Origin of the sequence: Frigoribacterium sp. Leaf164, assembly GCF_001423665.1 — a bacterium.
Taxonomy (GTDB): domain Bacteria; phylum Actinomycetota; class Actinomycetes; order Actinomycetales; family Microbacteriaceae; genus Frigoribacterium; species Frigoribacterium endophyticum.
Window position 1 is genome coordinate 1,212,151 of record NZ_LMOX01000001.1, and the last position, 24,971, is coordinate 1,237,121.

A 24,971-nucleotide genomic window follows, 5' to 3' on the forward strand; every position below is an offset into this window, starting at 1 on the left:
CCCGGATCCCCCCGACCCCCTCGCCCCGCCCCGGCACCACCCCACCCCGGCACCACCCCACCCCACAGCAAAGGACAGAACGATGGAGTTCCCCACCTTCCCCCGCGGCCGCGCCCTCCGGCGAGGCCTCGCCGCCGCCGCGACCGTCGCCGCCGTCTCGCTCGTCGCCTCCGGTTGCGCCCTGACGGCCGGCGGCGACGACGCCGGCTCGGGCTCCGGCTCGGGCGGCGGCTCGTCGTCGATCGCCTTCGTGCCGAAGCAGCTGAACAACCCGTACACCGACGTCGTCCTCGGCGGCGGCGAGGCCGCGTCGAAGGACATCGGCTACGACTACAGCGTGGTCGGACCGCTCGAGGCGAGCGCCTCGTCACAGGTCACCTTCCTCAACACGCTCACCCAGCAGGGCACGAACGTCATCGTCATCGCCGCGAACGACCCCGACGCGGTCGGGCCCGCCCTGAAGGAGGCGCGCGACGGCGGAGCGAAGATCGTCGCGTTCGACTCCGACACGAACCCCGACTACCGCGACGTGTTCGTCAGCCAGGTCGAGGCGAAGGACGTCGCCCTCATCCAGATCCGCCAGATGAGCGAGCAGATCGGCGGGGAGGGCGACATCGCCATCCTGTCGGCCACGGCGAACGCCACGAACCAGAACGAGTGGATCAAGTACATCCAGGAGGAGGTCGAGACGAACCCGGACTACGCGGGCATCTCGATCGTCTCCACCGTCTACGGCGACGACGACGACGCGAAGTCGTTCCAGGAGGCCCAGGGCCTGCTGCAGGCGAACCCCGACCTCAAGGGCATCATCTCGCCCACCACGGTCGGCATCGCGGCCACCGCCCGCTACCTCTCGACCTCGGAGTACAAGGGCAAGGTCGCGCTCACCGGGCTCGGCCTGCCCAACGAGATGCGCGAGTTCGTCAAGGACGGCACCGTGACGGCCTTCGCCCTCTGGGACCCGGCGCAGCTGGGCGAGGTCGCGGCCTACGCGGGCCAGGCGCTGGTCGACGGCACCATCACCGGCGCCGAGGGCGACACGTTCACCGCCGGCGACCTCGGTGAGCGCACCGTCGGCGCCGACGGGATCATCATCGTCGGCCCGCCGACCGAGTTCGACGCCGACAACATCGACGACTACGACTTCTAGTCGTCGTCCGTGACGGGGGCGGCGGCCCAGCCGGCCGCCTCCGTCACCGCCCCGCGGTGCTCCCGTGCCGCCCCTGCCCGCCCTCATCCCTCGCGACGGAGCGACCCCCATGAGCGCCACGCCCCCGCCGGCCACCGACCTGCTGCCCCCGATCCGCCGTCGCCCCACCCGCGTCGGGCTGGTGGCGGGCGGGCTCGGCACCTACTGGCCGCAGTTCCCCGGCCTGCTGCCCCAGCTGCAGGAGTCCACCCGCTACGTCGTCGACCGCTTCGGCGGGCTCGACGCCGAGGTCGTCGACACGGGCTTCATCTCGGACGCGAGGGAGGCGCGGGTCGCGGCCGAGACGCTGCGCACGGCGGACTGCGACCTGGTCGTGGTCTTCCTCACGACGTACCTGACCTCGTCGATGGTGCTGCCGATCGCGCAGCGGGCGGGCGTGCCCGTGCTCGTCATCGACCTCCAGCCCAGCGAGGCGATGGACCACGCGACCTTCGACACCGGGCTGTGGCTCGCGTACTGCGGCCAGTGCCCGGTGCCCGAGGTGGCGAACGTCTTCCGGCGAGCCGGGGTCGAGTTCCGGTCGGTGACCGGCCACCTCCGCAGCGAGCGGGCCTGGGCCCGCATCGAGCGGTGGGTGCACGCGGCCGGGGTCCGCGCCCGGCTGAGGGAGGCGCGGCACGGCCTCATGGGGCACCTGTACCCGGGCATGCTCGACGTGTCGACCGACCTCACCCTCGTCTCGACGCACTTCGGCTCGCACGTCGAGGTGCTCGAGCTCGACGATCTCCGGGTGCGGGTCGACGACGTGACCGCCGCGCAGGTGCGGGACCGCTCGGCGCTCGCCCGCCGGGTCTTCGACGTCCACCCGTCGGTCGACGAGGACGACCTCGACTGGGGAGCACGCGTCTCCGTCGCCCTCGACCGCCTCGTCGACGACTTCGACCTCGACTCGCTGGCCTACTACCACCGCGGGCTCGACGGCGAGCTGCACGAGCGCATCGGCGCCGGCATGATCCTCGGCGCCTCGCTGCTCAACGCCCGCGGCCTGCCGGCCGTGGGGGAGTACGAGCTCCGGACCTCGGTCGCGATGCTGGCGGCGCAGTCGCTCGGCGTCGGCGGCTCGTTCACGGAGATCCAGGCGATCCACTTCGGGGACGGCGTCGTCGAGATGGGCCACGACGGGCCGGGGCACCTGGCGCTGTCGTCGGCGAGGCCCGTGCTGCGCGGCCTCGGCGTGTTCCACGGCAAGCGCGGGCACGGCGTCAGCGTCGAGTTCGACGTGCAGCCGGGCCCGGTCACGACCTTCGGCCTCGGGCAGGACCGCGACGGCGGCCTCTCGTTCGTGACGAGCGAGGGGGCCGTCGTGCCCGGGCCGCACCTGTCGATCGGCAACACGACCTCCCGTGTCGACTTCGGGGGAGACCCCGGTGAGTGGGTCGACGAGTGGTCCCGGACGGGCATCGGCCACCACTGGGGTCTCTGCACCGGGCACGTGGCCCGCGACGTCGCCGCCGCCGCCTCCCTCCTCGGCATCGAGCACCGCCACGTCTCGGCGCCGTTCGACGACGCCGACGGCTTCGCCCGGAGCATCGGCCGCTCGACGCCCTGACCTGCTCGACACCGCGTGCCCCCCGGGATACGCTCAGTCCATTGAAACGATTCAACGACGAACCGGAGATCTCCTGATGACCGCCGACGAGCACGAGCGCTACGCGTTCCGGCTGCAGGTCGCCCCCGACCGACTCGACGACTACGCCCGGCGCCACGCCGCGGTCTGGCCCGAGATGCTGCAGGCCCTCCACGACAGCGGCTGGCACGGTTACTCGCTCTTCGCCGCTGCCGACGGCCTGCTCGTCGGCTACGTGGAGGCCGAGTCGCTGGTCGCCGCCCAGGCAGCGATGGCCGAGACCGAGGTCAACGCGCGCTGGCAGGCCTCGATGGCCGAGTTCTTCACCTCGCTCGACGGCACCCCGCCCGACGAGGGCCTCGAGCTGCTGACGCAGGTCTTCAACCTCGAGCGTCAGCTCGGCCTGCCGGGCGGCGGCCGCCCCGCGGCCGCCGACGCGAGCCCCGGGCCACGCGTCACCCCCCTCACCCCCACGACCCCGGCGTCGACGACGACGACCGGAACGACGACCACGGAAGAGACCTCATGACCACCTTCGAGTCCATCGTCCCCGTGCTCGAGCGGCAGGCCATCGAGCTGCCCAGCTGGGCGTTCGGCAACTCCGGCACCCGGTTCAAGGTGTTCGGCACGCCGGGCACGCCCCGCACGCCGGAGGAGAAGATCGCCGACGCCGCCACGGTGCACCGCGTCACGGGCCTCGCCCCGAGCGTCGCCCTGCACATCCCGTGGGACGAGGTCGACGACTTCGGCGCCCTGCGCTCGTTCGCCGCCGAGCAGGGCGTCCACCTCGGCACCGTCAACTCGAACACCTTCCAGGACGAGGCCTACAAATTCGGCAGCCTGGCCCACAGCGACGCGGCCGTCCGCCGCAAGGCCGTCGACCACCACCTGCGCTGCCTCGAGATCATGCACGAGACCGGGTCGCGCGACCTCAAGATCTGGCTCGCCGACGGCACCAACTACCCCGGCCAGGACTCCCTGCGCCAGCGCCAGGACCACCTCGCGGAGTCGCTGGCGGAGATCTACGCGGGCCTGGGCGCCGAGCAGCGCCTCGTGCTCGAGTACAAGTTCTTCGAGCCGGCGTTCTACCACACCGACGTCCCCGACTGGGGAACGAGCTACGCGCAGGTGACCGCCCTCGGCGACCGGGCGCTGACCTGCCTCGACACCGGCCACCACGCTCCAGGCACGAACATCGAGTTCATCGTCATGCAGCTGCTGCGGCTCGGCAAGCTCGGCTCGTTCGACTTCAACTCGCGCTTCTACGCCGACGACGACCTGATCGTCGGGGCGGCCGACCCGTTCCAGCTCTTCCGCATCCTGTTCGAGGTCGCCGACGGCGGCGGGCTCGACGAGGGCTCGCCCGTGCAGTTCATGCTCGACCAGTGCCACAACGTCGAGGACAAGATCCCCGGGCAGATCCGCAGCGTGCTGAACGTGCAGGAGATGACGGCGCGCGCCCTGCTCGTCGACCGTCCGGCGCTCGACGCGGCCCGCGCCTCCCACGACGTCCTCGGCGCCCACGCCGTGCTGATGGACGCCTTCTACACCGACGTCCGCCCGGCCCTGGCCGACTGGCGCGAGGGCCGCGGCCTGCCCCGCGACCCGATGGCGGCCTACCTCACGAGCGGCACGCCCGAGCGCCTGGCCGCCGAGCGGGCGGGCGGCACGCAGCTCAGCTGGACCTGATCCGCGCACCCCGACCCGCGCCTCCCGCGCCCCCTCGACCCGCCCCTCCTCACCTCGAACGGACCCCACCTCGTGACCAGCACCACGCCCACCCCCGCCGCCGACCTCGTCGCGCGCAGCAACCGCCTCGGTGCCGACCCGGCCAACACGAACTACGCCGGCGGCAACACCTCGGCCAAGGGCACCGCGACCGACCCCGCGACGGGCGAGCCGGTCGAGCTGCTCTGGGTCAAGGGCAGCGGCGGAGACCTCGGCACCCTCACCGAGGGCGGCCTCGCGGTGCTGCGGCTCGACCGGCTGCGCGGCCTGGCGGGCGTCTACCGCGGCGTCGAGCACGAGGACGAGATGGTCGCGGCGTTCGACTACGCCCTGCACGGCAAGGGCGGGGCGGCGCCGTCGATCGACACGGCCATGCACGGCCTCGTCGACGCGGCGCACGTCGACCACCTGCACCCCGACGCGGGGATCGCGATCGCGACGGCGGCGGACGGCGAGCGGCTGACGGCCGAGATCTTCGGCGGCGCGGTCGTCTGGGTGCCCTGGCGCCGGCCGGGCTGGCAGCTCGGCCTCGACATCGCGGCCATCAAGGCGGAGCACCCGGAGGCGCGGGGCACGATCCTGGGCGGGCACGGCATCACCGCGTGGGGCGAGACCAGCGAGGAGGCGGAGGCGGCCTCGCGCTGGATCATCGAGACCGCGCAGGCCTGGCTCGACGAGCACTCGCGGCCCGAGACGTTCGGGCCCCCGCTCGCCGGGTACGCGGCCCTGCCCGCCGAGGAGCGTCGCGCGAAGGCCGCGGCCCTCGCGCCGGTCGTCCGTGGCATCGCCTCCCACGACCGGCCGCAGGTCGGCGCGTTCACCGACAGCGACGTCGTGCTCGACTTCCTCGCGAGCACCGAGCACCCGCGGCTCGCGGCGCTCGGCACGAGCTGCCCCGACCACTTCCTCCGCACGAAGGTGCGGCCGCTGGTGCTCGACCTGCCGGCCGACGCGACCGTCGAGGAGTCGATCGCGCGCCTCCGCGAGCTGCACGAGCAGTACCGCCTCGACTACCAGGCCTACTACGACCGGCACGCGACGCCCGACAGCCCGGCGATCCGCGGCGCCGACCCGCTGATCGTGCTCGTGCCGGGCGTCGGCATGTTCTCGTACGGGGCCGACGCCCAGACGGCGCGCGTCGCCGGCGAGTTCTACGTGAACGCGATCGCCGTCATGCGCGGCGCCGAGGGCGTCTCGAGCTACGCGCCGATCGACGAGGCCGAGAAATTCCGCATCGAGTACTGGGCCCTCGAGGAGGCCAAGCTGCAGCGCCGGCCCGCGCCGAAGAAGCTGGCCACGAGGATCGCCCTCGTCACGGGTGCCGCCTCGGGCATCGGCAAGGCCATCGCGACGCGCCTCGCCGCCGAGGGCGCGTGCGTCGTGGTCGCCGACCTCGACCTCGCGACGGCGCAGGCCGCGGCGGCCGAGATCGGCGGCCCCGACGTGGCGCGGGGCGTGGCGGCCGACGTCAGCGACGAGGCGGCGGTGAAGGCCGCGATCGGCGAGGTGCTGCTCGCGTTCGGCGGGCTCGACCTCGTCGTGAACAACGCCGGGCTGAGCCTGTCGAAGTCGCTGTTCGACACCACCGAGGCCGACTGGGACCTCCAGCACGACGTCATGGCGAAGGGCTCCTTCCTCGTCGCGAAGAACGCGGCGCGCGTGCTCGTCGACCAGGGCCTCGGCGGCGACATCGTCTACATCTCGTCGAAGAACTCGGTCTTCGCCGGCCCGAACAACATCGCCTACAGCGCGACGAAGGCCGACCAGGCGCACCAGGTCAGGCTGCTCGCGGCGGAGCTCGGCGAGCACGGCATCCGCGTCAACGGCATCAACCCCGACGGCGTCGTGCGCGGCTCGGGCATCTTCGCCAGCGGCTGGGGCGCCAATCGAGCCGCGACCTACGGGGTCGACGAGAAGGACCTCGGCGCCTTCTACGCCCAGCGCACCATCCTCAAGCGCGAGGTCGTGCCCGAGAACGTCGCCGCCGCCGTCGCCGCGATCTGCACGAGCGACTTCTCGCACACCACCGGGCTGCACGTGCCGGTCGACGCGGGCGTCGCCGCCGCCTTCCTCCGGTGAGCCGGCGATGAGCACCGTTCGCGCGACCGGCGGAGCCGTCGCCGCGGTCGACCTGGGGGCGACGAGCGGCCGCGTCGTGGTCGGCCGGGTCGACCGTGACGGCGTGCGCCTGCAGCACGTCGCACGCTTCGCGAACGAGCCCGTCGCCGTGCCGGAGAGGGAGCCGGGGGGAGTCGCGGGCCGGGTCGGCCTGCACTGGGACGCCCTCGGGCTCTGGCAGTCGGTCACCGCGGGGCTGACCAAGGCCCTCCGCGACGAGCCCGCCGTCGTGTCGATCGGGGTCGACTCCTGGGCCGTGGACTACGGGCTGCTGCGGGACGGCCGCCTCCTCGGCTCGCCGTACCACTACCGCGACGAGCGGTCGGCGGCCGGGGTCGAGGCCGTGCACGCCGTCGTGCCGCCGGAGGAGCTCTTCGCGCGGACGGGCCTCCAGCACCTGCCCTTCAACACCGTCTTCCAGCTCGCCGCCGACCGGGCGACGGGAGTCCTCTCGCCCGCCGACCGAGCCCTGCTCGTGCCCGACCTCTTCTCGTGGTGGCTCACCGGCACGGCGGCGACCGAGCGCACCAACGCCTCGACGACCGGCCTGCTGTCGCCCGTGACAGGAGAGTGGGACGCCGAGCTCGTCCGGCGGCTCGGCCTCGACCCCGGCCTGTTCGCGCCGCTCGTCGACCCGGGGACGTCGCTCGGACCGCTGCGGCCGTCGGTCGCCGCCGCGGTCGGCGCTCCGCCCTCGCTCGAGGTCACGGCGGTCGGTTCGCACGACACCGCGTCGGCCGTCGTCGCCGTCCCGATGACGGGCGACGACGCCGCCTACGTGTCGAGCGGCACGTGGTCCCTCGTCGGCCTCGAGCTGTCGTCTCCGCTGCTCGGCGACGACGCGCGGGCGGCGGGGTTCACGAACGAGGGCGGCGTCGACGGCCGCGTGCGGTTCCTCAAGAACGTCTCCGGTCTGTGGCTGCTCAGCGAGTCGATGCGCGCCTGGAGCCGCTCGGGCACCTCGGCCGCCGAGCGCAGCAGCGACCTGGCGACCCTCCTGGGCGAGGCGGCCGCCGTGACGCGGCCGGTCTCCGTCTTCGACGCGACCGACGAGCGGTTCACCCCGCCGGGCGACATGCCCGCGCGCATCGAGGCGTGGTGCACCGAGCACGACGTCGAGCCCCCGCGCGGCCGCGCCGAGACGGTGCGGAGCATCCTCGAGTCCCTGGCGGCCGCCTACGCGGCGACCCTCCGCGACGCCGAGCGGCTCTCGGGCCGCACCGTCCGCACGGTCCACGTCGTCGGGGGCGGCTCGCAGAACGAGCTGCTCTGCCAGCTCACGGCCGACCGCACCGGCTGCACGGTGCTGGCCGGGCCGGTCGAGGCGACCGCCCTCGGCAACGTTCTCGTCCAGGCCCGTGCGGTCGGGCTCGTCGATCGCTCGTCGTCGCTCGAGTCGCTGCGCGCCCTCGTCGCCGCGTCGCACGCCGTCGTGACCTACCGGCCGCGGACGTCGCCGCTCGCGGCCCCCGCCCGCGCCTCCTGACCTCTCCACCCCGACCCGGAAGGACCACCCATGGTCGACCGCCGCCTGCCGAACCTGCACGACCTCGCCCCGCTGATGCAGTTCAAGAAGCCCACCTTCGACCTCAAGGCGAAGCGCCTGCGCGAGGCGCTCACCATCGAGGACCTGCGCAGGATCGCCAAGCGGCGCACCCCCACCGCGGCCTTCGACTACACCGACGGCTCGGCGGAGGCGGAGATCTCGCTGCGCCGTGCCCGCCAGGCCTTCCGGGACGTCCAGTTCAACCCGGCGATCCTGCACGACGTCGCCACCGTCGACACGGGCTGGGACGTGCTCGGGAAGCGGGTCGAGCAGCCGTTCGGCATCGCCCCGACCGGCTTCACCCGCATGATGCAGACCGAGGGGGAGAAGGCGGGAGCCGCCGCCGCGGCGGCGGCGGGCATCCCGTTCAGCCTGTCGACGATGGGCACGGCGTCGGTCGAGGACGTCGCGGAGGCGGCACCCGGCGGCCGGAACTGGTTCCAGCTCTACATGTGGAAGGACCGCGACCGGTCGATGGCCCTCGTCGACCGTGCGGCCGCGGCGGGCTTCGACACCCTGCTGGTGACGGTGGACGTGCCGGTCGCCGGTGCGCGCCTCCGCGACTCCCGGAACGGGATGACCATCCCGCCGTCGCTGACGCCCCGCACGATCGTCGACGCGCTGCCCCGGCCCTGGTGGTGGATCGACTTCCTCACCACCGAGCCCCTGGCGTTCGCGTCGCTCGACCGCTGGTCGGGCACGGTCGCCGAGCTGCTCAACACCATGTTCGACCCCACGGTGACCTACGACGACCTCGCCTGGATCAAGTCGCAGTGGCCGGGCAAGCTGGTGGTCAAGGGCGTGCAGACCGTCGAGGACGCGCGGCGCGTGACGGACCTCGGCGTCGACGCCCTGATCTTGTCCAACCACGGCGGACGACAGCTCGACCGGGCACCGATCCCGTTCCACCTGCTGCCCGACGTCGTGAAAGAGGTCGGCGCCGACACCGAGGTGCACCTCGACACGGGCATCATGTCGGGGGCCGACATCGTCGCCGCGGTCGCCCTCGGGGCGCGCTTCACGCTGATCGGCCGGGCCTACCTCTACGGCCTCATGGCCGGCGGGCGCGAGGGCGTCGACCGGGCGATCGAGATCCTCTCGGTCGAGATCGCGCGCACGATGCGCCTGCTCGGCGTGAACTCGCTCGAAGAGCTGGAGCCGCGCCACGTCACGCAGCTCGAGCGGCTGGTGCCCCGCGCACGCAGCTGACGCGACAGGCGGCGGCGGCGGGGGCCATCGGCCGCACGCCGGCCCGCGGCCCCGGACCCCTGCGGGACCGGTCAGGCGCTGTCGCGCCACACGATGTCGGTCGGCAGCAGGACGCCCACGGCGCGGTCGGTGCCCCCGAGCTGGTCGAGCACCTGCTGGGCGGCCCGGCGGCCGAGGTCCTCCGCCGGCTGCCGCACGGTCGAGAGCGCCGGCGTGCAGCGCAGCGCCCACGAGCTGTCGTCGAAGCCGACGATGCCGACCTGCCCCGGCACGTCGACGCCCCGCCGGTGCAGCACGTCGAGGGCCCCGGCCGCGACGGCGTCCGACGCGGCGAAGACGCCGTCGACGGTGGGGTCGCGTCGCAGCAGCTCCGTCATGCCGTCGACGCCGGCGGTGTAGCTGTAGAACGGGTTCCGGACGACGAGGTCGGGGTCGAAGAGGTCGCCGAGGGCGGCCTGGAAGCCCGCGAGGCGGTCCTGGCCCGAGTCGCGGTCCAGGCCGGAGGCGAGCATGCCGACCCGGCGCCGGCCGGTGCCGAGCAGGCGACGCACGATCGCCTCGGCCGCCGCGGCGTTGTCGATGCCGATGTAGGGGATGTCAGGGGCGTCGAGCGGGTGGCCGACGAACGACGCGGGGAGGCGCAGCTCGGCGACCGCCTGCGAGATCGGGTCGCCGGTGCGGGCCGACAGGATGATCGCGCCGTCGACGAAGCCGCCCCGGAGGTACTCGACGACGCGGTCGCTGTCGCGGCGGGAGTCGATCATCAGGGTGACGAGCTGGTGGTCGGCCTGCGAGAGCACCGCGTTCGTGCCGATCAGGATGTTGCCGATGTTGGGGTCGTCGAGCACGACCGAGTGCGGCTCGTGCACGATCAGCGCGACGGCCCGCGACCGCTGGGTGACGAGGTTGCGCGCGGCCGCGTTGCGGACGTAGCCGACCTTCGCCACCGCGGCCTCCACGGCCTCCCGGGCCTGCGCCGACACGTAGGGCTCGTCGTTGAGCACCCTCGAGACGGTGCCTCGTGAGATGCCCGCCTCGGCGGCGACGTCGTGGATCGTGGCCCGGCGCCGGGGGGCTGGCTGACCAGGCATGGGAGTCACCTTAGCCGACCCTGGACGGCCGGGCCCGGCATCTCCGGGCCCGTCGTGTTGACAAACCGGAGAGCCTGGGTTTTACTCTGTGAACGTTCCCAGAAAGACTCGCCCCGGCCCTCGTCGGTGGTGTGTGGGAACGATCACAGAAACTGTGTGTGAACCTTCACAGACGAAGGGCTCCGGCCTGGCGTCGGCGGGGGAGAACCCGACGACGAAGCCGAGGCCCCCGTGCTGACCCAGACCCTCCCGCAGCGCACCGCGCTCGACCTCGGGCTCGACGGCCTCGTCTTCGGCTGCGACTACAACCCCGAGCAGTGGTCGCGCGAGACCTGGGTCGAGGACGTGGCGCTGATGCGCGAGGCCGGGGTCAACCTGGTCGCGATCAACATCTTCGGCTGGTCGCACGTGGAGCCCGAGCCCGGGCGCTTCCGGTTCGACGACCTCGACACGGTCATCGAGCTGCTGCACGAGGCCGGCATCGGCGTCAACCTCGGCACCGGCACGTCGTCCCCGCCACCGTGGCTCACCACGCGCCACCCCGAGGTGCTGCCGGTCGCGGCCGACGGCACGACGCGCTGGCCGGGCGGCCGCCAGGCCTACTGCCCCAGCTCGCCGGTCTTCCGCGAGCGCGCCCTCGACCTCGTGCGGGCGACCGCCGAGCGCTACGGCTCGCACCCGGCCCTGAAGCTCTGGCACGTCTCGAACGAGCTCGGCTGCCACAACGCACTCTGCTACTGCGACGAGTCGGCCCTCGCCTTCCGGGCCTGGCTGGAGGCGCGCCACGGCACCGTGGACGCGCTGAACGCCGCCTGGGGCACGGCGTTCTGGAGTCAGCGCTACTCGTCGTTCACCGAGGTGCTGCCCCCGCGGGCCACGCTGTCGTTCGTCAACCCGGCCCAGACCATCGACTTCCACCGCTTCAGCTCCGACGCGCTGCTCGAGCACTACCGCGCCGAGGCGGAGGTCATCCGGCTCGCCAGCGCCGTGCCGATCACGACCAACTTCATGGTGGCCGCGCACATCAGGAACCAGGACTACTGGACCTGGGCGGGCGACATGGCCGTGATCGCCAACGACCACTACCTCGACCACCGCCTCGAGCGCCCCGAGGTCGAGCTCTCGTTCGCCGCCGACACCACCCGGGGCCTCGCCGGCGGCGCGCCGTGGATCCTGATGGAGCACTCGACGGGAGCCGTCAACTGGCAGCCCCGCAACCTCACGAAGGCACCGGGCGAGATGCTCCGGAACACCGCCTCCCACGTGGCCCGCGGCGCCGACGGCATCTGCTTCTTCCAGTGGCGCGCCTCCGTCAAGGGCACCGAGAAGTTCCACTCGGCGCTCCTGCCGCACGCCGGCACCTCGTCGCGCACCTGGCGGGACTCCGTCGAGCTCGGCGCCCTCGCCGGCCGGCTCGGCGAGCTGCGCGGCTCGCGGGTCGTCGCCGACGTCGCCCTCGTCTTCAGCTGGGAGAACTGGTGGGCAGCCGACCTGGAGGCGCACCCCACGGCCGACTTCTCGTACATCGAGCAGGTCCACCGCCTCTACGGCGCCCTCTGGGAGCTCGGCGTCACCGTCGACGTGGTCGCGCCCGGCGCTTCCCTCGACGGCTACGCGCTCGTCGTGGTGCCGAGCCTCTACCTCGTCCGCGACGAGCACGCGGCCGTGGTCGACGAGTTCGTCGAGGCCGGCGGCTCGGCCCTCGTCACGTTCTTCAGCGGCGTCGTCGACGAGACCGACGCGGTGCGCGTCGGCGGCTATCCCGGGGCGTTCCGCGACCTGCTGGGCGTGCGGGTCGACGAGTTCTCCCCGCTGCCGGTCGGCGGCCGGGTCGAGATCTCGGGCGGGCCCGTCGGCGCCACCGGGTCGCTCTGGTCGGAGCCCGTGGAGCTCGTCGGCGCCGAGGCCGTCCTGGGCTACGCCTCGGGCACGCTCGCCGGTCGCCCCGCCGTGACGCGGAACGCGCACGGCCGAGGCCTCGGCTGGTACGTCTCGACCGAGCTCGACGCCGCGACGCTCCGCCACGTCGTGGCCCGCGCCGTCGACGAGGCCGGGGTCGCCCCCCGCAGCGAGGTCGCCAGCCGCGCCGGGGTCGAGGTGGTCCGCCGCGTCGGCGACCAGCACGAGTGGATCTTCGTCCTCAACCACTCCGACGTCGTCGTCGTCCACGAGTTCTCCGGCTACGACCTGGTCTCCGAGCAGCACGTCTCGGGGCCCGTCGAGCTCGCCGCGGGCGGCTCGCACATCATCCGCCAGGACAGGAAGGCATCATGACCGTCACCTCCGCCCGCTCGCGAGGTCGCCGCGCGACCGACGAGGCCCCGCGACCCGAGGCCGCCGGCCGCAGGAGGGGGTTCCGCTACCGCAAGGCGATCGCGATCTTCGTCCTCCCGTTCGGCGTGCTCTTCGCGGCCTTCTACCTCACGCCCATCCTCTACGCGGTCTGGCAGTCGCTCCAGAAGATCGAGCGCGAGGGCACCTTCGGCGCCCCCACCCAGGTCTTCGGCGGCCTGGCGCAGTACGCGCTGGTCTTCCAGAACGGCGAGTTCTGGTCGTCCATCCTCCGGGTGCTGCTCTTCGGCGTCGTCCAGGTGCCGGTCATGCTCTTCCTGGCCCTGCTCTTCGCCCTGCTCCTCGACTCGCCCCTCCTCCGCGGCAAGCGCTTCTTCCGCCTCGCCTTCTTCGCCCCGTACGCCGTCCCCGGCGTGATCGCGGCCATCATGTGGGGCTACCTCTACTCGCCGAGCCTCTCGCCGTTCTCCGCGGTGACCTCGAGCGTGGGCCTGCTCGACGGCGGCACGGTGCTGTGGGCCATCGCCAACGTCGTCACCTGGGTCTTCGTCGGCTACAACATGCTGATCATCTACTCGTCGCTGCTCGCCATCCCCACCGAGATCTACGAGGCCGCGCGCCTGGACGGCGCCTCGCAGTGGCGCATCGCCGTCGCCATCAAGATCCCGCTCGTCATCCCGGCGATCGTGCTCACCGCGGTGTTCTCGGTGATCGGCACCCTGCAGCTGCTGACCGAGCCGCTGGTGTTCCGCCAGTTCACGTCGACGATCTCGTCGACCTTCACGCCGAACATGCTCGTCTACTCGACGTCGTCGGTGCCCAACTTCAACCTCGCCGCCGCGTTCAGCGTCGTCCTCGCGGTCGCGACGTTCATCCTCTCGATCGGCTTCCTCCGGTTGACCCAGCGGAAGGCCGACCAGTGACCGTCGACGCACCCACCCGTCCCGCCCAGTCGTTCGACGACGCCAGCACCCCGGCGCCGAAGCGCGGCCGCGGCCCCCGCGAGAGCGTCATGTCGCGCTCCGCCGCGATGATCATCATGGGCGCCTTCACGCTCTACTTCCTCATCCCGATCTTCTGGCTGTTCGTCTCGTCGACCAAGACGCTCGACAACTTCAACAGCGGGCCGGCGCTCTGGTTCTCGGCGACGTCGCTGCAGGACTTCGTCGGCAACATCGGGCAGCTCTTCACCTACAACGACGGCATCTTCCCGCGGTGGATGCTGAACAGCATCGTGTACGCCACGGTCGCCGGCGGGCTCGGCACGATCCTCTCCGCCATGTGCGGCTACGCCCTGGCGAAGTACCGCTTCCGCGGTCGCGAGGCCCTGTTCAACGTCTTCCTCGGCGGCGTCCTGGTGCCCGCGACAGCGCTCGCGCTCCCGCTCTTCCTGATCTTCAGCCAGGTGCAGCTGACCGACACCTTCTGGGCGGTCTTCCTGCCGAGCATCGTCAGCCCGTTCGGCGTCTACCTGAGCCGGATCTACGCGGCGTCGAGCGTGCCCGACGAGATCATCGAGGCCGCCCGCATCGACGGCTCGAGCGAGCTCCGCACCTTCTTCACCGTCGCGATCCGCCTCATGTCGCCCGCCCTGGTGACGGTGTTCCTCTTCCAGTTCGTCGCGATCTGGAACAACTTCTTCCTGCCCCTCGTGATGCTGCGGTCGCAGGAGCTCTTCCCCGTGACCCTCGGCCTCTACACCTGGAACTCCAACGTGAGCCAGTACCCCGAGCTGCGCACCCTGGTGCTCGTGGGGGCGTTCGTCTCGATCATCCCCCTCCTGGTCGCCTTCCTCAGCCTGCAGCGCTTCTGGCGCAGCGGCCTGGGCGCCGGCGGGCTCAAGTGAGCCGGCCCGGCCCGCTCGACCCGCACCGCGCCTCCTCGACTTCCCTTCCCCACGGCAACAGCGTCGTTCCCACCCGTGACCGGGCACCCCGGTCACGCACCTCGATAGGAATCAGCATGAACAGATCCCGCGTCCTCACGATCGCGGCAGCCGCCGTGGTCTCGACCATCGCCCTCGCCGGCTGCAGCTCCGGCAGCGGCTCGGACAGCGCCTCCGGCGACTCCGCCTCGTGCGAGGCCTCCTCCGGCACGGTCACCCTGAACTTCACGACCTGGGTGCCCAACATGGACAAGGTCGTCGCCCTCTGGAACGAGGAGAACCCCGACATCCAGGTCAAGGTCTCCATCGTGCCGAACGGCAACAGCGGCACCTACCAGAACTTCTTCAACCAGCTGAAGGCCGACAACGCCCCCGACATCGGTCAGGTCGAGTACGACACGCTGCCCGCGTTCCGCGTGCAGGACGGCCTCGCGAACATCGCCTCGTGCGAGGGCGTCTCCGACGCCGAGGCCGACTTCTCCGACGGACTCTGGAACCAGGTCACCTTCGGCGAGGACGACTCCGTCTACGCGATCCCGCAGGACTCCGGCCCCATGGCGCTGTACTACCGCAAGGACCTCTTCGAGCAGGCCGGCCTCGACGTGCCCACCACGTGGGAGCAGTACGCCGAGGACGCCGTGACGATCAAGGAGATGGGCGGCAGCATCACCAACTTCGCCAAGGGCGACGTCAACCAGTTCGCCGGGCTCGTCTCGCAGGCCGGCGGCCAGTGGTTCGACACGAGCGACGGCACCTGGAGCGTCGACATGACCGACGAGGCCTCCACCAAGGTCGCCGACTACTGGCAGGACCTCATCTCGAAGGGGCTCGTCAGCACGCTGCCGAGCTTCACCGACGAGTGGAACAACGCCTACAACACCGACCAGGACTGGACCTGGGTCTCGGCGGTCTGGGGCGCCAACACCATCTCGAGCGGCGCGCCCGACACGTCGGGCAAGTGGGCCGTCGCGCCCATGCCGCAGTGGGAGGAGGGCGAGAGCGCCTCGGCCGCCTGGGGCGGATCGTCGAACGTCGTCTTCAAGGGCAGCGAGCACCCCGCCGAGGCGTCGAAGTTCCTGATCTGGCTGAACACCTCCACGGAGGCGCTGGACGCCCTCAACAAGGAGGCCAACCTGTACCCGGCCTCGACCACCGGTGCCGACCTGCCGGCCCTGACCGCCGGCGTCGAGTTCTACGGCGACCAGCCCATCTACGAGGACTTCGCGAAGGCCGCCGAGAACATCCAGCCCTTCACCTGGGGCCCCACGATGACGCAGACCTACAGCGACATCTCGGACGGCTTCGGCACCGCGGCCTCCGGCGACGGCACCCTGCTCGACGCGCTGAAGGACGGCCAGGAGAAGACGATCGCCGCCCTCGAGGCGCAGTCGATCGCGGTCAAGTAGCGGCGCAGCACCGCAGCACCGCAGCACCGCAGCACCGCGACACGACGACGCCCGTGCCGGAGGACCTCCTCCGGCACGGGCGTCGTCGTCGTCGCGGGTCGCCCCGCGCGGGCCTCAGGCCATGGTCGCCGTGTCGATGACGAAGCGGTAGCGCACGTCAGACGCCAGGACGCGCTCGTAGGCCTCGTTGATCTGGTCGGCGCTGATCAGCTCCGTCTCGGGCAGGATGCCGTGCTCGGCGCAGAAGTCGAGCATCTCCTGCGTCTCGCGGATGCCGCCGATGGCCGAGCCGGCCCAGCTGCGACGCGCGGGGATGAGAGCGAACGCCGGCACCTCGAGGGGCTCCGACGGGGCGCCCACGTTGACGAGCGTCCCGTCGACCCTCAGGAGGCTGAGGTACGCGCCCATGTCGATCTTCGCCGACACGGTGTTGACGATCAGGTCGAACGAGTTCGCCAGGTCGGTGAAGGTCTGCTCGTCGCTGGTCGCGTAGTGCGCCTTCGCGCCGAACCGGAGCGAGTCCTCCTCCTTCGAGGTCGTCTGCGAGAGCACGGTGACCTCGGCGCCGAGCGCCGCGGCGATCTTGACGCCCATGTGGCCGAGGCCGCCCATGCCCACGATGGCGACCTTGGTGCCCTCGGTCACGCCCCAGTGGTGCAGCGGCGAGTAGAGGGTGATGCCGGCGCAGAGCAGCGGCGCGACCTTGTCGTAGTCGAGCGACTCCGGCACGCGGAGGACGAAGTCCTCGGTGACGACGACGGCCTGCGAGTAGCCGCCCTGGGTGATCGTGCCGTCGGCGGGGTCGACGCCGGTGTACGTGCCGACGTTGCCCTTCGCGCAGTACTGCTCGTCGCCGCGCAGGCAGTACTCGCACTCGCCGCACGAGTTCACCATGCAGCCGACGCCGACGCGGTCGCCGACCTGGTGCTTCGTCACCTCCGAGCCGACCTCGGAGACGGTCCCGACGATCTCGTGGCCGACGACCTGCGGGTACTGGATCTCGCCCCACTCGCCGCGGACGGTGTGGATGTCGCTGTGGCAGATGCCGGCGTAGGCGATCTCGATCATGACGTCCTTCGGGCCGACGTCGCGGCGCTCGATGGTCGTCTTCACGAGGGGCTCGGTGGCCGACGGGGCGGCGTAGGCGGTGACGGTGCGCATGGGGGTGCTCCAAGGGTGGTGGTGAGGGGGAGGCGCGGAGCCCGACACGAGGTCGCTCCGGTCGCCTCCCACCACGCTACGCGCGGTACCTCCGGGGAGGCAGGCCCCGTCAGTGCCCCCTCCGCGCCCCCTCCGCGCCCGCTCCCGGCGGGAGGCGCGTCGTCAGCCGTGCCAGGCGGAGACGAGCACCTTGCCGCTGGCCGAGGAGTCCTTCGCGACCTCGAAGGCGCGGACGGCCTCGGCGGCCGGCAGCCGGTGGGTGACGACCGCCTCCAGCGAGGGGTCGTCGGTGAGCAGGCGCACGGCCTCGTCGATCTCGTCGTCGAAGCGGAACACGCCGACGACCGTGAGCTCCTTCGAGATGGCGGGCGCGAGGTTCACGGGTCGGGGCTGGTCGGGCACCATGCCGATCTGCGCGACGACGCCCCGACGACGCGCGGCGACGAACGCGGCGCTGATCGCGGGGGAGGCGCCCGAGCACTCGAGCACGACGTCGAAGGCCTCGGTGGGCACCTCGTCGACGCCGAGGCGCAGGACGACGTCGGCCCCGACCGCCGTGGCCCGGGCGAGGGGCTCGGGCAGGAGGTCGACCACGGTCACGTGGGCGGCTCCGCGGGCGCGGGCTGCCGCGGCGGCGAGCAGGCCGATCGGCCCGGCCCCCGACACGAGCACGCGCGCCCCGGTGACGTCGCCCGCCCGGCCGACGCCGTGGAGGGCGACGGCGAGGGGCTCGGCGAGGGCAGCCCGGTCGAGGGGCAGCCCTTCGGGCAGCACCCGCACCATGCCCGCGTCGACGACGAGGTGCTCGCTGAGGGCCCCCTGCGTGTGCGGTCGGGTGGACGCGCTGCCGAGGTAGGAGCCGCCGGGCCAGAGGTGCGGGGCGTCCTCGACGCCGGGCGCCGGCGTGCCCCGACGGGCCGGGTGGACCGTCACGGGGGTGCCGGGCGCGAGGCGGCCGCTGGGGTCGAGGTCGACGCGGCCCGAGAGCTCGTGCCCGGGGGTCAGGGGCTCCTCGACGACGAAGGCCCCGTTGGCGCCCTCGAAGTAGTAGTGCAGGTCGGAGCCGCAGATGCCGACCCACTCGACGCGGATGCGCACCTCGCCCTCCGTGGGCTCGGGCAGGGGGACGTCGCGCTCGGCCAGGCTGAGGGCTCCGTCGATCTGGATGGTCTTCATGGTCGTGTCCTCCACTGCTCTAGACGACGCTCGTCATGCCGCCGTCGACGAAGATGTTCTGCCCCGAGACGAAGTCGCTCGCCGCCGAGGCGAGGTAGATGAGGGTGCCCTGCAGCTCCTCCACCCGGCCCCAGCGCTGGGCGGGGGTGCGCTGCCGCAGCCAGGCGTCGAAGGTCTCGTCCTGCCAGAGGTCGGTGTTCATCTCGGTCGCGAAGTAGCCGGGCGACAGGGTGTTGACCTGCACGTTGTGCCGCGCCAGGTCGGCGGCCATGCCGCGGCTCAGCTGCGCGACGCCGGCCTTGGTCGCCGAGTAGGGCGCGATCGTCTGCCGCGCGAGCATCGACTGCACGCTCGCGATGTTGACGATCTTGCCCGAGCCGCGCTCGACCATCCCCGGGGCCACGAAGCGCGAGACGTAGAACACGCTCGAGAGGTTCGTCCTGACCACCGCGTCCCAGTCCTCGACCGGGAACTCGGTGAAGGGCGCCCGACGCTGCACGCCGGCGTTGTTCACCAGGACGTCGGGCACGCCGTGCTCCGCCACGAGGTCCGCGACGGCGGACTCGACGGCCGCGGCGTCGGTGACGTCGAAGAGCGTCGCGGCGGGGCGACGGCCGGTCGCGCGCTCGATCTCGTCGCGCGTCTCCTCCAGGGCCGCGGCGTCGCGACCGTGCACGACGACCCGGGCCCCCGCCTCCGCCAGGGCCGTCGCCAGGGTGCGGCCGAGGCCGCGGGAGGAGCCGGTCACGAGGGCCAGCCGGTCGGTCAGGTCGAACAGGTCGTTCACGATGTTCCTCTCGAGGGGCCCTGCCGGCGGACGGCGGGCAGGGGCGGGGCGGTGCAGGGCCGGGGCGGGGCGGGGCGGGGGAGGGCTAGAGCAGCGCGCCCACGCCGAAGACCAGGAGGGCGGCGGCGAAGCCGAGCACCGACTCCACGGCCTGCTGCACGGTCCAGACACGGAGCGTCGTCTTGACGTCCATGCCCATGAGGCGGCCGACGAGCCAGAAGCCCGAGTCGTTGACGTGACCGGCGAAGACCGAGCCCGCGGCGGTGGCGAGCACGACGGCGGCGAGCTGGACGGGGTTGAGGTCGGCCAGGGCGACGGCGGGGGCGATCAGGCCGGCGGCCGTCACAAGGGCGACGGTGGCCGAGCCCTGGGCGAGGCGCAGGATGGCGGCGATCAGCCAGGCGGCCACGATGACGGGCAGGCCGAGGTCGCCGAGGACGTCGGCGAGGGCGTCGCCGATGCCCGAGGCGCGGAGCACGCCGCCGAACATGCCGCCGGCGCCGGTGATGAGCACGACGGAGCAGATCGGGCCGAGGGCGCTCTCGAGCACCTTCTCGAGGGCGCTGCCGCTCACGCCGCGGGCACGGCCGAGGACAACGGCGGCGACGAGCACCGAGATGAGCAGCGCGATGCCGCTGGTGCCGACGAGCACGAGGGCCTGGACCCAGGTGGCGTCGCCGTCGACGACGCCGACGGACGAGAGGGAAGTGAGGCCGGTGTTGAGGAGGATCAGCACGAGCGGCACGGCGAGGACGGCGATGACCGTGCTGGCCTTCGGCGGGTTGCCGGCCTGCACGTCGTCCTTCTCGTCGCCGAAGAGCGAGAGCACGGGGAGGGGGATGCGCGCGTTGACGTACTTGGCCCACAGGTAGCCCGAGACGTACCAGAGCGGGAAGACGATGACGAGGCCGGCGAGCAGGACGATGCCGAGGTCGGCGCCGAGCAGCTCGGTCGCCGAGACGGGGCCCGGGTGCGGGGGCAGGAAGACGTGCATGACCGAGAAGGCGGCGGCGGCGCTGATGCCGTAGAGCAGCATCGACTTGCCGCCCATGCGGCGGGCCACGGCGAAGACGATCGGCAGCATGACGATCAGGCCGGCGTCGAAGAAGATCGGGAAGCCCATGATGAGCGAGGCGAGGCCGAGCGCGAACGGCGCCCGCTTCTCGCCGAAGACGTCGACCATCCGGTCGGCGAGCACCCGGGCGCCGCCCGACGACTCGACGAGGCGGCCGAGCATCGCGCCGAGGCCGACCAGCAGGGCGACGGAGCCGAGCGTGGTGCCGAAGCTCGTCACGAGCAGCTCGGCGATGGCACCGGTCGGGACGCCGGCGACGAGCGCCGTCAGCGCCGCGACGATGACGAGGGTCAGGAAGGCGTGCAGCTTGAACTTGATGACCAGCAGCAGGATGAGCGCGATGGCCCCCGCCGCGATGGCGAGGAGCGGCCCCGCCTCCAGAGTCTGTGTCCAGTCGTCCATGTCGATCTTCTCCGTTGAATTCGTCGGGCGAGGTGCGCCGTCCCACGCCGGAGCCCGGTGCGGGCCCTGCGTCCGGGTCAGGGTGCCATGAAAAGTAGGACTTTTGCAAACGGACTGACCCGGACACGGCGGCGGGCACGACGCACCCTCGCCTCGACGAGCGTCAGAGCGGTCGCGACTCGCGCAGGATCTCGGCGAGCTCGGTCATGTGCTCGGCCTGCGAGCGGTAGTCGAGGGCGGCGCCCGACCAGCCGTCGTGCACCTGCCCCGCGGCGAGGGCGGGGTGCGACGCGAAGGTGGGCTGCGCCTCCAGGTCCGCGGTCTGGAAGCCCTCGTTGTTGACCAGCAGCACGTCGCCGGTCATCATCTGGCTCGCGTTCTCCCAGCTGAAGATGTCCCAGTAGTAGTACCCGTCCGGGTGGAGGTCCGTGTACCGGACGCCGAGGCTGCGGTACAGCTCGGTCTCGGGCTCGTCGGCGGGCTTCGTCACGTAGACGCCGTCGGCGTCGGCGTACATCGCCGTCACCTCGACGTCGCTCTCGTCGGCCGCCGCCGTGAGGTCGGCCGCCGCGGCGTCGAACTCGGTCTTCGCGTCGGCGATCGTCGCGTCGTCCACGCCGAGCGCCGAGGCGAGCCGGTTGACGCTGTCGATGACGTCGAGGCCCGAGCCGCCGACCTCGATCGCGACGACCGGGGCGATCTTCTCGAGCTGGGCCTGCTGCTCGGCGTCGGCGAAGCCGTAGTACGGCGCCTCGAGGTCGAGGGTTCCCTCGCGGTCGGTGGGGTAGATGCCCGTCACGATCAGGTCGGGGGCGGCCTCGGCGAGGGCCTCGAGGTCGATCTCGCCGTAGGAGTTCCCGACGATCGCGGTGTCCTCGAGGTCGGCGCCCTCGAGGCGCGCGTCGCTCGCGACGTCGTAGCGGCCGAACAGGGCCACCGGCTCGACGCCGTAGCTCATCAGGCCGATCGCGTAGTCGGTGAAGCTCGCGACGCGCTCGGGGCGGTGGTCGAGCTCGACCGTCGTGCCGGTGTCGTCGGTGAAGCTCCAGGCGCCGGTGTCGGCGCCGTCGGCGGCGGGGGAGTCGCCCCCCGCGTCGGTCGAGCAGCCGGAGAGCACGAGGGCGAGGGCCGCGACGGGCGCGAGGAGGCGGAAGGGGCGGAGGGGGCGGCGCACGGCCGTCGAGATGGTCACGAAGAGTAAGGGTAGCCTACCCTTACCTCGTGGCGCCACCGGCGTCCGCGTGGCCGGGCTCGCCGGCGGGATCCACGGCGGGGTGCAGGTCGGGGTCGCGCGGCACCACGAGCGGAGCACCGCTCGTCGGGTCGGTCAGCACCACGGCGTCGAGGTCGAACGCCTCCCGCAGCAGCTCCGGCGTCAGGACCTCCCACGGCGTCCCGTCGGCCAGCACCCGTCCGGCGCCCACGACCACGAGCCGGTCGGAGTACCGGGCGGCGAGGGTGAGGTCGTGCAGCACCATCACCACCGTGGTGCCGCGCCGCCGGTTGATCGACCGCACGAGCCGCAGGATCTCGAGCTGGTGGGCCAGGTCGAGGAAGGTCGTCGGCTCGTCGAGCAGGAGCACGTCGGCCTGCTGCGCGAGGACGAGCGCGAGCCACGCGCGCTGCAGCTGCCCGCCGGAGAGCGACCCGACGTCGCGCCCCGCGAGGTCGCGGAGCCCCGTCGCGTCGAGGGCGTCGTCGATCGCCGCCGCGTCGGCGGGCGTCCACGGGCGCAGCAGGCTCTGGTGCGGGTGTCGACCGCGCGACACGAGGTCGCGGACGGTCGTCGCCGACGGGGTGAGGGGCTTCTGCGGCAGGACCGCCAGCCGTCGCGCGACGGCCTTGCCGGGCAGCGAGCGGAGGGGCTGGCCGTCGAGCTCGACCGCGCCCGCGACCGGCGCCAGCAGCCTGCCGAGCGCGCTCAGCACCGTCGACTTCCCGCTGCCGTTCGCGCCGATCAGGGTCGTGACGGTGCCGCGCTCGATCGACAGGTCGAGCCCGTCGACGACGATCCGCCGGTCGTAGCCGAGCGTCACCCCCCGGGCGCGGAGCGCGGGGCCGGGGGAGTCGCGGGCAGGGGAGGCAGGGGAGGCGGGGGAGTCGCGGGTGGGGGCGGTCATGCGGGTCGGTCCTCTCGACGGTGGCGGACGAGCAGCCAGATCAGGTACGGGGCGCCGACCACGGCGGTGACGATGCCCACGGGCACCTCGCCGGGCAGCAGCGTCCGGGTGGCGAGGTCGGCGGCGACGACGACGAGCGCCCCGAACGTCGCCGAGGCGGCGAGGGGCGGGCGGCCCGTGCCGGCGACGCGCCGGGCGAGCTGCGGCGCGACGAACGCGACGAACTCGAGCGGCCCTCCGGCCGACACCGCGGCGGCGGTCAGCAGCACGGCGCAGGCGAGCACGACGAGGCGGTGGCGCTGCACGGCGACGCCGAGCCCCCGCGACAGGTCGTCGCCCAGCTGGCTGACGTCGAGCGCCCTCGTCTGCGACGCCGCCAGCGGGGCGACGACGGCGAACACGACCAGGGCGGGCCAGACGCTCGCCCACGAGATGCCCGAGACGCTGCCCACGAGCCACTGGCTGGCCGCCGCGGCGTCGGTGATCCGGGCGCGGGCGACGAGCCAGCTCGTGAGCCCGCCGAGGGCGGCGGTCGCCCCGATGCCGACGAGCACGAGCCGGTAGCCGTCGACGCCGCCCCGCCACGACAGCGCGTACACCGCCACGGCGGCCACGAGGGCCCCGACGACCGCGGCCGCCGGGACGCCGACGCTGAGCAGCCCTCCCGTCACGGAGTACCCGCCACCGGCCAGCACGATCGCCGCGACGGCGCCGAGGCCGGCGCCCGAGGTGACGCCGAGGATGTCGGGGGTCGCCAACGGATTGCGCGCGAAGGTCTGCGTGAGGGCGCCGGCCAGGCCGAGGCACGCCCCGACCACGAGCGCCCCGGCGACCCGGGGCAGGCGCAGGTCGAGCACGATGAGCTCCTGGGCGGGCGTGCCGCCGCCGGCGAGGGTGCGGACGACGTCGGCGACCCCGAGCGACGACGACCCCGCGGCGAGCCCCACCAGGGCGAGGGCGACGACGACCAGCAGCGAGCCCGCCGTCGCGGCGGCCGCGCGGGGCCCGCCCACGGCGCGAGGCCGTGCCGGTGCCCGAGCCCCGGCCTCGGTCCCGGCCGCGACCCGGTCGGCGGGCGCCGGCGGCGTGGTCGCGGGGCCGCCCCCGCCGGCGGGCGCGCGGGCGTCGAGCCGGCTCACAGCGCGGCCGCCGTCCCGCGGCGGACGATCGCGACGAAGGCCGCCCCGCCGAGCACCGTGAGCACGACCCCGACCGAGAGCTCGGACGTCCCTCCGACCAGCCGGCCGACGACGTCGCAGGCGAGCAGGACGACCGCGCCGACGAGCGCCGAGGCCGGCAGCAGCCGGGCGTGCCCGCCCCCGACCAGCGCCCGGGCCAGGTGCGGGGCCGTGAGCCCGACGAAGCCGATCGGCCCGCTGACGGCGACCGCGGCGGCCGTCAGCAGGGTGATGGCCCCGAGCCCGACGAGCCGTGCCCGGAGGAGGCTCTCGCCGAGGCCCCGGGCGAGCTCGGCGCCGAGGGCGAGCGTGTCGAGCGACCGGGCGTTGACCGCCGCCAGGGCCGCTCCGGCGAGGGCGACGGCGACGGCGGGCCCCGCCCCGTCGAGCGAGCGGCCGGAGAGCGAGCCGACGACCCAGATGCGGTACGCGGCGAGCGTCGTCTCGTCGGAGAGGACGAGGAACGACGTCAGCGCCACGAGGAGGGCCGAGACCGCCGACCCCGCGACCGCGAGCGGCACGGGGCTCGCGAGCCCCCGCCCGAGGGCGGCGACCGAGAAGACGACGACGCTCGCGACGACGGCGCCGACGAGCGCGAGCCAGAGCGTCGCGACGACCGAGCTCGTGCCGAGCACGTACACGCCGACGACGACGGCGAGGCTCGCCCCGGCCGAGACGCCGAAGAGCCCCGGGTCGGCCAGGGGGTTGCGCGTCTGGCCCTGCATCACGGCGCCCGCGAGGCCGAGGGAGGCGCCCACCAGCAGCCCGAGGACGGTCCGCGGCACGCGGGAGCCCCAGACCACGGACCCGACGTCGCGGGCCGGGTCGAGGAGGGCGCCGACGACGGTGGCCGGCGAGAGGACGGCGCTGCCGAGGGTGAGGCTCGCCGCGACGACGACGACCAGTGCGGCGAGGAGGAGCACGCCCCGGGGAGCGGCCCGCCGGGCAGCACCGAGGCCGGAGGTGGAGAGGGGAGGAGCGGACGAGGTCACCAGGTGAGGTTAGCCTACCCTCACCCCG

At 73.0% G+C, this 24,971-nt stretch carries 20 protein-coding genes; 11 read left to right on the forward strand and 9 right to left on the reverse strand.

Going from position 1 to position 24,971, the window contains the following annotated elements; all coding sequences use genetic code 11:
- Positions 1-82 precede the first annotated feature (82 nt).
- From rhaS to ASF82_RS05510, 7 genes are all read left to right on the forward strand, one after another.
- Positions 83-1,150, forward strand: a complete 1,068-nt coding sequence (gene rhaS / locus ASF82_RS05480; RefSeq protein ID WP_056054413.1) for a rhamnose ABC transporter substrate-binding protein — start codon at positions 83-85, stop codon at positions 1,148-1,150.
- A gap of 109 nt (positions 1,151-1,259) precedes the next feature.
- Positions 1,260-2,759 carry an L-fucose/L-arabinose isomerase family protein gene (locus ASF82_RS05485; RefSeq protein WP_056054416.1) on the forward strand — a complete coding sequence of 500 codons (1,500 nt, stop codon included), beginning with the start codon at positions 1,260-1,262 and terminating at the stop codon, positions 2,757-2,759.
- A 76-nt stretch (positions 2,760-2,835) separates the two neighbouring features.
- Positions 2,836-3,306, forward strand: coding sequence for an L-rhamnose mutarotase (locus ASF82_RS05490; protein WP_082514342.1), 471 nt, complete (start codon positions 2,836-2,838; stop codon positions 3,304-3,306).
- Positions 3,303-4,466, forward strand: coding sequence for an L-rhamnose isomerase (rhaI, locus tag ASF82_RS05495; RefSeq protein ID WP_056054420.1), 1,164 nt, complete (start codon positions 3,303-3,305; stop codon positions 4,464-4,466). Before ASF82_RS05490 ends, rhaI begins: the two co-directional genes overlap by 4 nt.
- 72 nt (positions 4,467-4,538) lie before the next feature.
- Entirely contained in the window at positions 4,539-6,584 is a 2,046-nt protein-coding gene (locus ASF82_RS05500) for a bifunctional rhamnulose-1-phosphate aldolase/short-chain dehydrogenase (RefSeq protein WP_056054422.1), read from the forward strand.
- A 7-nt stretch (positions 6,585-6,591) separates the two neighbouring features.
- On the forward strand, positions 6,592-8,109 hold the full coding sequence (locus ASF82_RS05505) for a rhamnulokinase family protein (RefSeq protein ID WP_056054427.1): 1,518 nt from the start codon (positions 6,592-6,594) through the stop codon (positions 8,107-8,109).
- A 30-nt stretch (positions 8,110-8,139) separates the two neighbouring features.
- Positions 8,140-9,378, forward strand: coding sequence for an alpha-hydroxy acid oxidase (locus ASF82_RS05510; protein WP_056054429.1), 1,239 nt, complete (start codon positions 8,140-8,142; stop codon positions 9,376-9,378).
- 71 nt (positions 9,379-9,449) lie between these two features.
- Here ASF82_RS05510 and ASF82_RS05515 read toward each other — a convergent pair whose 3' ends face one another.
- Positions 9,450-10,469: a LacI family DNA-binding transcriptional regulator gene (locus tag ASF82_RS05515; RefSeq protein WP_056054433.1), complete on the reverse strand. Its 1,020-nt coding sequence runs from the start codon at positions 10,467-10,469 to the stop codon at positions 9,450-9,452.
- A 231-nt stretch (positions 10,470-10,700) separates the two neighbouring features.
- On the opposite strand from ASF82_RS05515, the gene ASF82_RS05520 reads away from it, so the two are divergent.
- The 4 genes from ASF82_RS05520 to ASF82_RS05535 all read left to right on the forward strand — a co-directional run bounded on the left by ASF82_RS05520 (position 10,701) and on the right by ASF82_RS05535 (position 16,052).
- Complete coding sequence (locus ASF82_RS05520) at positions 10,701-12,743, forward strand: beta-galactosidase (RefSeq protein ID WP_056054436.1); 2,043 nt, start codon at positions 10,701-10,703, stop codon at positions 12,741-12,743.
- Entirely contained in the window at positions 12,740-13,684 is a 945-nt protein-coding gene (locus tag ASF82_RS05525; protein WP_056054441.1) for a carbohydrate ABC transporter permease, read from the forward strand. The genes ASF82_RS05520 and ASF82_RS05525 overlap by 4 nt, the downstream gene beginning before the upstream one ends.
- Before the next feature lie 89 nt (positions 13,685-13,773).
- Positions 13,774-14,607: a carbohydrate ABC transporter permease gene (locus ASF82_RS05530; RefSeq protein WP_056055866.1), complete on the forward strand. Its 834-nt coding sequence runs from the start codon at positions 13,774-13,776 to the stop codon at positions 14,605-14,607.
- Between the two features lie 116 nt (positions 14,608-14,723).
- Positions 14,724-16,052: an ABC transporter substrate-binding protein gene (locus tag ASF82_RS05535; protein ID WP_056054445.1), complete on the forward strand. Its 1,329-nt coding sequence runs from the start codon at positions 14,724-14,726 to the stop codon at positions 16,050-16,052.
- Positions 16,053-16,166: 114 nt separating this feature from the next.
- Here the strand turns inward: ASF82_RS05535 and ASF82_RS05540 are convergent, their stop codons facing one another.
- From ASF82_RS05540 to ASF82_RS05575, 8 genes are all read right to left on the reverse strand, one after another.
- Positions 16,167-17,213: an NAD(P)-dependent alcohol dehydrogenase gene (locus ASF82_RS05540; protein ID WP_056054448.1), complete on the reverse strand. Its 1,047-nt coding sequence runs from the start codon at positions 17,211-17,213 to the stop codon at positions 16,167-16,169.
- Between the two features lie 162 nt (positions 17,214-17,375).
- A complete protein-coding gene (locus tag ASF82_RS05545) occupies positions 17,376-18,389 on the reverse strand; it encodes a zinc-binding dehydrogenase (protein WP_056055867.1) in 1,014 nt (337 codons plus the stop codon).
- 19 nt (positions 18,390-18,408) lie between these two features.
- Positions 18,409-19,176 (reverse strand): SDR family oxidoreductase, encoded by a 768-nt coding sequence (locus ASF82_RS05550; protein WP_056054451.1) that lies wholly within the window; start codon positions 19,174-19,176, stop codon positions 18,409-18,411.
- Between the two features lie 85 nt (positions 19,177-19,261).
- On the reverse strand, positions 19,262-20,653 hold the full coding sequence (locus tag ASF82_RS05555; protein ID WP_056054456.1) for a GntP family permease: 1,392 nt from the start codon (positions 20,651-20,653) through the stop codon (positions 19,262-19,264).
- A 163-nt stretch (positions 20,654-20,816) separates the two neighbouring features.
- Complete coding sequence (locus tag ASF82_RS05560; protein WP_056054459.1) at positions 20,817-21,845, reverse strand: ABC transporter substrate-binding protein; 1,029 nt, start codon at positions 21,843-21,845, stop codon at positions 20,817-20,819.
- Positions 21,846-21,867: 22 nt separating this feature from the next.
- Positions 21,868-22,773: an ABC transporter ATP-binding protein gene (locus ASF82_RS05565; protein ID WP_056054462.1), complete on the reverse strand. Its 906-nt coding sequence runs from the start codon at positions 22,771-22,773 to the stop codon at positions 21,868-21,870.
- On the reverse strand, positions 22,770-23,786 hold the full coding sequence (locus ASF82_RS05570; RefSeq protein WP_056055868.1) for an iron chelate uptake ABC transporter family permease subunit: 1,017 nt from the start codon (positions 23,784-23,786) through the stop codon (positions 22,770-22,772). The genes ASF82_RS05565 and ASF82_RS05570 overlap by 4 nt, the downstream gene beginning before the upstream one ends.
- Before the next feature lie 122 nt (positions 23,787-23,908).
- Positions 23,909-24,943, reverse strand: a complete 1,035-nt coding sequence (locus ASF82_RS05575; RefSeq protein WP_056054465.1) for an iron ABC transporter permease — start codon at positions 24,941-24,943, stop codon at positions 23,909-23,911.
- Positions 24,944-24,971 lie beyond the last annotated feature (28 nt).